Raw genomic sequence first — 9,385 nt, 5'->3', positions numbered from 1 at the left:
TGAGGTGGGTGCCGCCCTCGCGGGTGTTGATGTTGTTCGCGAACGCGTGGACGGAGCCCTGTAGCTCCTCGGTGGCCTGCATCGCGATCTCAACGTGGATGTCGTCGGCCTCGTCCTCGAAGTAGATGACCTCCTCGTGGATCGGCGTCCGCGTCTCGTTGAGGTAGCCGACGAACTCGCGGATGCCGCCGTCGTAGCGGAACGTCTGCTCGTCGCCCGCGTCGTTGGCGGAGTCCGCGTCTCGCTCGTCGGCGAGCGTGACCGCGACGCCGGAGTTGAGGAACGCCAGCTCGCGGAGGCGACTGGCGAGCGTCGAGAACTCGAAGTCGTTCGTCTCGAAGATCTCGCCGTCGGGCCAGAATCGGATGTGCGTCCCGGTCGGCTCGTCCGCCTCCATGTCGCGGACGCGCTCGAACCCGTCCTCGACCGGCTCGCCGCGGGCGAACTCGTGGCGGTAGACGCCGCCGTCGCGCTTCACCTCGACCTCCAGCCGCTCGGAGAGCGCGTTGACGACGCTGACGCCGACGCCGTGGAGCCCGCCGGAAACCTGGTAGGACTTGGAGTCGAACTTCCCGCCGGCGTGGAGGACGGTCATGATCACTTCGAGCGCCGGGCGGTCGTACTTCTCGTGGGTGTCGACCGGGATCCCGCGCCCGTCGTCGCTGACGCTGACGGAGCCGTCCCCGTGGATCGTGACGGTGATCTCGTCGCAGTGGCCCGCGAGCGCCTCGTCGATGGAGTTGTCGACGACCTCGTAGACGAGATGATGTAACCCCCGACCGTCCGTGGACCCGATATACATCGCCGGACGTTTACGGACGGCCTGCAGGCCCTCGAGGACCTGGATCTGGCCGGCTCCGTACTCGCTCTGCTCTGACATAGAACTTACCGGAATTAGTTCGTGGCGGGTTATAAACCCGACGCACGCGCACGCGGGCGTGAGAGCGGTGCGGGGCGAGCGCGGGGTACTCCGGTGGGGAACCGCGGGGTACCGCCGTTCCGACTGCCGGACTCCTACTCCGAGCGACCGTCGAGGAACGCTCGCGCGCGCTCGGCGACCGACGCACGGAACCGGGCGACGTCGACCTCGTCCGAGTCGGAACCCCCGCTCCCGAACCGGATCGCGGTCTCCCTGGCGACCGCCTCGACCGTCCGGTCCGCGAGGGCGTCGATCGTCACCGGCTCTCCGCGACGGTCGAGGGCGGCGGCGACCCGCTCGAAGCGCTCCGGCCGAGCGTGGGTCGCGGCGAGCTCGTCGGGGTCGGCCGAACCGTCCGCCCCGGCGTCGCCCGGGTCACCGCTCTCCGCGCGGGCTTCGTCGCCGTCGCCGGCGTCCCTCGCGATCCGTCCGCGCCCGCCGCGCTTGTTCCGGACGACGACGCCCGCGGCCGGACCGTCGCGCCACGCCGACGCCGGGACCGCGTACTCGTCGGGGTCGAAGTCGCGGGCGTTCACCTCGCGCGCCACCGCGTTGACCGGGTCGAGTCCGACCCCCTCGAATATCGCCGCGGCGGCGTCCGGGGGGCGGAACGCCCCGTCAGTCGCGCCCGTCTCCGGCGCGTCGTCTCCCATCCACACGTCGGTCCCGAGGAACGGCGGAATCCGGTCCCAGTCGTAGTCGGTCCCGCGGCGGTGGGTCGCGACGCCGAGGAACGTCACGGCGCCGGGGTCGGGGACGGCCTCGCGAAGCGACTCCCGGTCGAAGCGGTCGCGGACGTGCCGGACCGCGGGGCGGAGCGCGAGCGGAACGGCGTCGACGTCGGGGTAGGTCGCTTCCGGACCGCCGAACCGGAGGAGCCCGGACTCGTCCATCGAGACGCGGAGGCCCGTCCCGTCGATCAGTTCGAGGAGCCAGAGGTGGCCGTCGAGGAGCCCGTCGGGCGCGTCCGCTTCGTCGAGGTCGGGGAGCGGTGGGAACTGTCGCATGGTGGGGCGGTCGGACGATCCGATCTGGGACTCCGGCCCGCGTCGGGTTGGCTCTTTGGGAGTCGGCGACGGACCGCGGAGCGAGACGCGCCCACGAGACGCGACGCGCCCGCGACGCCGGTCGGCTCGGCGACTCCCACAGCTACAAGCGGCCGCCGGCCGTACCGTCTCCCGATGCTACCGATCGGGGACGCCTTCGAGCACGACTACCGGGGCTGTGAGATCCTGTACGGACGCGGTCGCGCGAGCGAGCTACGGTCGGTCCTCGACGAGCGGGCACTCGGCGACGCGCTCGTCGTCTGCGGCTCCAACGTCGGCGCCAACGACGACCTGATGGACCCGATCCGGGAGGGGCTCGGCGACCGGCTCGCCGGCGTCTTCGACGGGACGACCCCCGACAAGCGCGTCGAGACGGCGTACGACCTCCTCGACAAGCGAGCCGAGGTCGGCGCGGACGCCCTCGTCGCCGTCGGCGGCGGGAGCAGCCTCGACACCGCCCGGCAGGCGGCGATCCTCGACGTCGACGGCCGCGACCTCGCGGAGCTCCGATCCGACGCGGCGGCGGGACCCGACGCGCTCGGGTCGCTCGCGCCCGGCAGCGACCCCTCGCTCCCGGTCGTCGCCATCCCGACGACGTTCGCCGGCGCGGACCTCTCGACGGGCGGCTCGCTTGAGGTGCTCCCGGCCGACGAGTCGCCCACGGGTCAGCCGCTGACCGTCAGCGGCGACGGGCCGATGCCGGTCGTCGACCTCGCCGACCCGGCGCTGTTCGAGACGACGCCGCGGTCGGTGCTCGCGGGGTCGGCGATGAACGGCTTCGACAAGGGGATCGAGACGCCGTACGCGAGCGACGCGACCCCCGTGAGCGACGCGAGCGCGGTCCACGGCCTCCGGCTGCTCGCCGACGCGCTCCCCCGGGCGGCGGGGGAGCGACCCGGGACCGAGGCCGCGGTGGACCGGGCCGTGGTCGGCGCGCTGCTCGTCCAGCTCGACCGCAAGATATCGGTGATCCACGCGTTCGGTCACGGGTTCGCGCGGCGATACGACCTCCAGCAGGGCGATATCCACGCGGTCGTCGCCCCCCACGTCCTCGCGTACCTCTTCGACGAGGTCGACGCGAGCCGCCGGGCGCTGGCGACCGGGCTCGGCGTCGACGCCGACGGCCGGGACGACGACGCGGTCGCGGAGGACGTCGTCGGCGCCGTCGCCGCGGTCCGCGACGCGCTGCCGGTTCCGAGTCGGCTCCGGGACCTCCCGGCGACCGAGGAGAGCGACCTCCCGGCGATCGCCGAGTACGTCGTCGACGACTGGTGCATGGAGCGCGCGCCGGCCGGGCTCGACGCGACGCCGGAAGCGATCGAGGGCGTGTTGCGCGCGGCGTGGTAACGCGCGGTCCTCGCCGTCGCGCCGGTCCGTGCCACGGATCCGCGTAACTCCGCCGTATTCAAATACGCGCGCGAAGACCAACGGGTATGGACGATATCGACGACCAGTACGCGCCCGCGGACGTCGAGTCGGCGGTCGACGAGTACTGGGACGACGCGGACGCCTACGAGGCGGCGAAGGAGGCGCACGCCGACGACCCGCCCTTCTTCTTCGTGGACGGGCCGCCGTACACCTCCGGGCAGATGCACCTCGGCACGGCGTGGAACAAGGCGCTGAAGGACGCGATCATCCGGCACAAGCGGATGACCGGCCACCGCGTCACCGACCGCCCCGGGTACGACATGCACGGGCTCCCGATCGAGGTGAAAGTCGAGGAGGAGCTCGGCTTCGAGAGCAAGCGGGACATCGAGGAGTACGGGATGGAGTCGTTCATCGACCGGTGCAAGGAGTTCGCCTTAGAGAACCGTGCGGCGATGGACGAGGACTTCGAATCCATCGGCGTGTGGATGGACTTCGAGGACCCCTACGAGACCATCTCGCCGGAGTACATGGAGGCCGCGTGGTGGGCGTTCTCCAACGTCGCCGACAACGGGCTCGTCGAGCAGGGGAAACGCTCGATCTCGCAGTGCCCGCGCTGCGAGACCGGGCTCGCCAACAACGAGGTCGAGTACGAGGACGTGGAGGATCCCTCCATCTACGTGAAGTTCCCCCTCTCGGACCGCGAGGGGAGCCTCGTCATCTGGACGACGACGCCGTGGACGATCCCCGCGAACACCTTCGTCGCCGTCGACGAGGAGCTCACCTACAACGCGGTGCGCGCGGAGAAGGGCGGCGACGAGGAGCTGCTCTACGTCGCCGAGGCGTGCGTCGAGGACGTGCTCGGTGAGGGCCGCTACGAGTCGTACGAGGTCGAGGCCGAGCTGACGGGCGACGACCTGGTCGGCTGGGCGTACGACCACCCGCTCGCCGACCGCGTCGCCGAGTACCCCGACTTCGAGGGCGCCGGCGAGGTGTACGCCGCCGACTACGTCGAGGCCGACCGCACCGGGCTCGTGCACTCCGCGCCGGGTCACGGGGAAGAGGACTTCGAGCGGGGCACGGAGCTGGGGCTCGACATCTTCTGTCCGGTCGCCCCCAACGGCGAGTTCACCGAGGCCGCCGGCGAGTACGCCGGGCAGTTCGTTCGCGACGCCAACGACGACATCGTCGCCGACCTGGTCGCCGACGGGCACATGCTCGCGCACGGTACCGTCGACCACAGCTACGGCCACTGTTGGCGGTGTGACACCGGTATCATCCAGCTGGTCACCGACCAGTGGTTCATCTCGATCACGGACGTGAAGGAGGACCTCCTCGACAACATGGAGGAGTCCGAGTGGCATCCGGGGTGGGCGCGGGACAATCGGTTCCGCGACTTCATCGAGGACGCCCCCGACTGGAACGTCTCCCGCCAGCGCTACTGGGGCGTCCCGATCCCGATCTGGGTCCCGGAGGACGCCGACTCCGGGAACCTCGACGAGGACATGATCGTGGTCGGCACCCGCGAGGAGCTCGCCGAGCGCGTCGAGGAGGATATCGATCCCGAGGCGATCGACCTTCACCGTCCCGCCGTCGACGACCTGACTATCGTCGAGGACGGGACGACCTACCGCCGCGTCGAGGACGTGTTCGACGTGTGGCTCGACTCCTCGGTCGCCACGTGGGGCACGCTCGGCTACCCGAGCGAGGAGGCGGCCCACGACGAGCTGTGGCCCGCCGACCTCATCGTCGAGGCGCACGACCAGACCCGCGGCTGGTTCTGGTCCCAGCTCGGAATGGGGACCGCCGCGGTCGGCGAGATCCCCTACGAGGAGGTACTGATGCACGGGTTCGCCAACGACGAGGACGGCCGCAAGATGTCGAAGTCGGTCGGCAACATCGTCACCCCGGAGGAGGCGATCGAGCGCGCCGGTCGCGACCCGCTCCGCACGTACCTCCTCTCGCACGACCAACAGGGGGTCGACCTCGCGTTCGAGTGGGACGGGCTCGGCGAGATCCAGGGGAAGCTCAACATCCTCTGGAACGTCTTCCGGTTCCCGCTGGAGTACATGGACCTCGACGGCTACGATCCCGCCGACGCCGACCTCTCGGACGGCGAGTTAGAGCTCGTCGACGAGTGGGTGCTCTCCCGGCTCCAGTCGGTGGAGGCCGAGGTGACAGAGGCGTGGGCCGACTACCGGATCAGCGACGCGGTCAACGCCGTCATCGAGTTCGTCACGCAGGACGTCTCGCGGTTCTACGTGAAGGCCGTCCGCGACCGGATGTGGGAGGAGGCCGACTCCGCCTCGAAGCGGGGCGCCTACGCGACGCTCGCCACCGTCCTCGACGAGGTCGTCCGGCTGCTCGCGCCGGTCGCGCCGTACATGACCGAGCGGATGTACCAGACGCTCGACGGCTCGGCGACGACCGTTCACCAGCTCGACTACCCCGAGCCCGACGACGGACTCCGCGACCCGGACCTCGAGCGCGACGTGGCCGTCCTCCGCGACGTCGAGGAGGCCGCCGCGAACGCGCGCCAGCAGGCCGGCCGCAAGCTCCGGTGGCCCGTCCCGCGCGTCGTCGTCGAGACCGACGACGAGACCGTGACCGCCGCGGTCGAGCGCCTCGCCGACCTGATCGGCGAGCGCGTCAACGCCCGGGAGGTGACCGTCACCGACGCGTTCGACGAGCTGGTCGAGACCGCGGAGCCGCGGATGGCCGCGATCGGCCCCGCCTTCGGCGGCGACGCGCAGAAGGTGATGGAGGCGGTGCAGGGAGCGACCCGGGCGGCGGTCGAGGGCGGCGAGGTGACCGTCGACGGCGAGCCGGTCGACCTCGGCGAGGAGATGGTCGAGTACGTTGCCGAGCCACCCGAGAGCGTCTCGGGCGTCGACTTCGACGGCGGAACCGTCTACGTCGACACCTCGCTCACCCCCGATATCGAGTCCGAGGGGTACGCCCGCGACGTGATCCGGCGGATCCAGGAGATGCGGAAGGAGCTCGACCTCGACGTCGAGGCGCGGATCCGCGTCGGGGTCGCAGTCGACGACGACCGGATCGCCGGCTTCGTCGACGAGCACGCCGACCTCGTCGCCGGCGAGGTGCGCGCCGACGGGTGGCTCGACGACCCGAGCGACGCCGCGGACGCCGAGGGCGGCCTCGTCGAGGCGTGGGACGTCGAGGACGTCGTCGTCACGATCGGCGTCGAGCCGGTCGCGTGAGGCGTTCGGTCCGGTCGGGTCGGGCGACCGGCTCGCCGGAGCGAGCCGGGCCGGATCTTCACCGTTGCTGTGCCAACAGTTCCCATCCCGAAACCTATAGGTGAGTTCTTTACTCATAGTTATCCATGCATGTCCGGGCGGCGCGGCCCGACGACGCGGAGACGCTGCGGACGGCGGTCTCGCGGGCCCGCGAGGCGACCGTCTTCGACGACATCGGATCCCCACTTCTGGACGTGTCCGCCGCCGGCGTCCGCGAGGCCGCCGCGGAGGCGGAGTGGTCGTTCCTGATGGAGGACCCCGACGGTCCCGTCGGGGTCGCGATCGCGCACCCCGACGCCGAGGGGTCGGAGGCGGAGCTGCTCGCGCTGTGGGTCCACCCGAGCCACGCGGGCGAAGGGGTCGCTGAGGAGCTGCTCTCGCGCGTCGCCTCGTCGGTGACCGACCGCGGCGTCGACACGCTCCGGGCGAGCGTCCCGGCCGACAGCCCGGGCGCGCAGGAGTTCTTCGCCGCGCACGGGTTCAGCACGCGCGGCAGGCGCCGCGGTCCCGCCGGCGACGAGTCGGTCGTCGTCGTCGACGCGAGCGAGCTCCGGTAGCCCGAACGGCGCCGGCCACGGTGTGAAACTAAGTGGCCGGCGCGCGCACGTCCAGCCGACGGCCCATGGTCTCCGCCGATACCGGTCTAGCCCTCCTCGTCGCGCTCGGCGCCGCGCTCGTGATCGTCGCTCTCGCCAGCCTCCCGTCCGGGAGTCGACTCCGGCGGCTCTACGGGGTCGCCGACGGCGACGACGCGGGCGCGCGAGTCAACGCCGCCGTCCTCGTCGGCACCGGCGCGTTCCTGCTCGCGCTCGCCGCGGCGATCCGCCTGGCGCTCCCCGAGCGCCTCGTCGCCGCCGGCGCGCTCGGCGTTACCGCGCTCGGAACGGTCGCCCTCGGGTGGCTCGTGCGCTACCGCGACCGGCGCGAGCTCCTGACGACGCCGGACGTGAGCCGCGAGCGCGCGCGTCGCCTCGGCGGCGCGGCGATGTGGGCCGGCGCGCTGCTGTGCCTCCCGCTCGCGGGGGTCCTGCTGGGTGCGAGCGAGTCGGCCATCGCCGCCGCGACGCTGGGCGTCGCCGCGGTGACGGGAGGGGTCGTCGCGCTCGCTTATCGGTAGGAAGAGTCGGACGGGACCGAGCCGGTCGGTCGCCGCGCGCTCACTTCAGGCGTTCCTGCAGAAACGAGGGGTGCGCGGCGGTGACGCCGTCGATCGCCAGCAGCTTCTCGGAGATTACGTCGCCGAGCTCGTCGCCGTCGCCGGCGCGGACCTCGGCCATCAGCATGTGGTCGCCGGAGGAGGTGTACAGCGCCTGCACCTCGTCGAGCCCCTTCAGCTCCCGGGTCGCCTCCACGTACTGACCGGAGTCCACGTCCATGCCGACCATGGCGATCGACTGCGACGAGAGCTTCTTCGGGTCGATCTCCGCCGAGTACCCCACGATCACGCCCCGCTCTTCGAGGCGGTCGATGTACTTCCGCACCGTCGGCTTCGAGACGTCGGCCCGCTCGGCGATCTCCGCACAGGAGGCCTGCGCGTCCTCCTCTAACACCGATAGGATCCGTTCTTCCGTCGATACCGTGCTCATACGCTCTCTTTGTCACCACGGAAAAAATACCTTGCGAACCGAAAAACGAGACGAACGGACGACGAACCGCACCGGGATCGGCCGGCGATCCCGGTTTACGGCCGCGTCGCGGCCGTTCGCCGGGTCTGGCGCGCGCTCCGGCGCGTCAGGCGTGCTTGTCGAGGAACATGTCGTGGGAGCGCTCCCACTCGTACTCGTCGTCCCAGTAGCGCTCGGCCAGCGGCTCGTCGGGCATCTCGCCGATCGCCTGCTTCTCCTCGCCGTAGGAGGGACGGTCTCCGTCGACGTAGTAACGGCCGGTGAGGACCTTCCCCTCGTGCAGCGACTCCTCGGTCTCGCGCATCATCTCCGCGGCCTCGACGCGGTCCGTCTTGTCGAAGTCGTAGTCGTCGGACTCGTTGACGTCGATGTACGGGACGTACTGGCGCGCGTCCTTGTTCCAGGTCGGACACTGGGTGAGGAAGTCGACGTGCGCGAAGCCGTCGTGCTCGATTGCCTCGGTGATGATCTCCTTCGCCTGGTTGGGGTTGACCGCGGCGGTGCGGGCGACGTAGGAGGCGCCGGCGTTCAGCGACAGCGAGAGCGGCTTGAGCGGCTCCTTGGCGCTGCCGGAGGGCTGCGTCTTCGACTTGTGGCCCTTCGGGCTGGTCGGGGAGGTCTGGCCCTTCGTGAGCCCGAAGATCTCGTTGTTGAAGACGATGTACGTCATGTCGTGGTTCTCCCGGGCCGTGTGGAGGAAGTGGTTCCCGCCGATCCCGTAGCCGTCGCCGTCGCCGCCGGCGGCGATCACTTCGAGGTCGGGGTTCGCGAGCTTCGCGGCGCGGGCCACGGGCAGCGAGCGCCCGTGGATCGTGTGGAACCCGTACGTGTCGAGGTAGCTGTTCAGCTTGCCCGAACAGCCGATCCCGGTACACAGCAGGGTCTCCTCGGGCGTGCGCCCGACTTCCGGGAGCGCCTGCTTGAGCGCCTTCAGGACGCTGAAGTCGCCGCAGCCCGGACACCACGTCGGCTGCGGCTCGACGCCGGGGGTGTACTCGTCGCGGTCGATCTCTCGCTCCTCTCCGATGGCTGAAAACGTGCTCATTGCTTAATCACCTGCGGCTGGGACGAAGGTGGTCTGGTGGCCCGACGCGTCGCCGTCGCCCTCGACGATCGCGGCCTCGAACCCGTCGACGATCTCCGCCGGCTCGAACGGGTTCCCGTTGTACT

The 9,385-nt window shown here is 70.8% G+C and carries 8 protein-coding genes; 4 read left to right on the top strand and 4 right to left on the bottom strand.

Annotated features, from left to right (window positions below; translation table 11 throughout):
* Window positions 1-880, bottom strand: an 880-nt coding sequence (locus SD626R_RS00400; protein ID WP_255310015.1) for an ATP-binding protein, incomplete at its 3' end; no start/stop codon positions are given.
* A gap of 134 nt (window positions 881-1,014) precedes the next feature.
* On the bottom strand, window positions 1,015-1,926 hold the full coding sequence (locus SD626R_RS00395) for a hypothetical protein (protein ID WP_092561948.1): 912 nt from the start codon (window positions 1,924-1,926) through the stop codon (window positions 1,015-1,017).
* A gap of 174 nt (window positions 1,927-2,100) precedes the next feature.
* On the opposite strand from SD626R_RS00395, the gene SD626R_RS00390 reads away from it, so the two are divergent.
* From SD626R_RS00390 to SD626R_RS00375, 4 genes are all read left to right on the top strand, one after another.
* A complete protein-coding gene (locus SD626R_RS00390) occupies window positions 2,101-3,312 on the top strand; it encodes an iron-containing alcohol dehydrogenase family protein (RefSeq protein WP_092561945.1) in 1,212 nt (403 codons plus the stop codon).
* A gap of 86 nt (window positions 3,313-3,398) precedes the next feature.
* Window positions 3,399-6,551, top strand: coding sequence for an isoleucine--tRNA ligase (gene ileS / locus SD626R_RS00385; RefSeq protein ID WP_092561942.1), 3,153 nt, complete (start codon window positions 3,399-3,401; stop codon window positions 6,549-6,551).
* Between the two features lie 125 nt (window positions 6,552-6,676).
* Complete coding sequence (locus SD626R_RS00380; protein WP_092561939.1) at window positions 6,677-7,147, top strand: GNAT family N-acetyltransferase; 471 nt, start codon at window positions 6,677-6,679, stop codon at window positions 7,145-7,147.
* A 65-nt stretch (window positions 7,148-7,212) separates the two neighbouring features.
* Window positions 7,213-7,707, top strand: coding sequence for a hypothetical protein (locus tag SD626R_RS00375; RefSeq protein WP_092561936.1), 495 nt, complete (start codon window positions 7,213-7,215; stop codon window positions 7,705-7,707).
* 40 nt (window positions 7,708-7,747) lie between these two features.
* Here SD626R_RS00375 and lrpA1 read toward each other — a convergent pair whose 3' ends face one another.
* Window positions 7,748-8,176: an HTH-type transcriptional regulator LrpA1 gene (gene lrpA1 / locus SD626R_RS00370; protein ID WP_092561933.1), complete on the bottom strand. Its 429-nt coding sequence runs from the start codon at window positions 8,174-8,176 to the stop codon at window positions 7,748-7,750.
* A gap of 145 nt (window positions 8,177-8,321) precedes the next feature.
* Window positions 8,322-9,260 carry a thiamine pyrophosphate-dependent enzyme gene (locus SD626R_RS00365; RefSeq protein ID WP_092561930.1) on the bottom strand — a complete coding sequence of 313 codons (939 nt, stop codon included), beginning with the start codon at window positions 9,258-9,260 and terminating at the stop codon, window positions 8,322-8,324.
* Between the last annotated feature and the right edge of the window lie 125 nt (window positions 9,261-9,385).

The organism is Halorubrum sp. SD626R, from assembly GCF_001261915.1.
Classification (GTDB): Archaea; Halobacteriota; Halobacteria; order Halobacteriales; family Haloferacaceae; genus Halorubrum.
This window is presented reverse-complemented; position numbering and strand designations above follow the sequence as displayed.

Excerpts from the sequence above, each read along its gene's own strand:
- SD626R_RS00395 (WP_092561948.1), bottom strand. The coding sequence starts at position 1,926 with ATGCGACAGTTCCCACCGCTCCCCGACCTCGACGAAGCGGACGCGCCC.
- SD626R_RS00390 (WP_092561945.1), top strand. The coding sequence starts at position 2,101 with ATGCTACCGATCGGGGACGCCTTCGAGCACGACTACCGGGGCTGTGAG.
- ileS (WP_092561942.1), top strand. The coding sequence starts at position 3,399 with ATGGACGATATCGACGACCAGTACGCGCCCGCGGACGTCGAGTCGGCG.
- SD626R_RS00380 (WP_092561939.1), top strand. The coding sequence starts at position 6,677 with ATGCATGTCCGGGCGGCGCGGCCCGACGACGCGGAGACGCTGCGGACG.
- SD626R_RS00375 (WP_092561936.1), top strand. The coding sequence starts at position 7,213 with ATGGTCTCCGCCGATACCGGTCTAGCCCTCCTCGTCGCGCTCGGCGCC.
- lrpA1 (WP_092561933.1), bottom strand. The coding sequence starts at position 8,176 with ATGAGCACGGTATCGACGGAAGAACGGATCCTATCGGTGTTAGAGGAG.
- SD626R_RS00365 (WP_092561930.1), bottom strand. The coding sequence starts at position 9,260 with ATGAGCACGTTTTCAGCCATCGGAGAGGAGCGAGAGATCGACCGCGAC.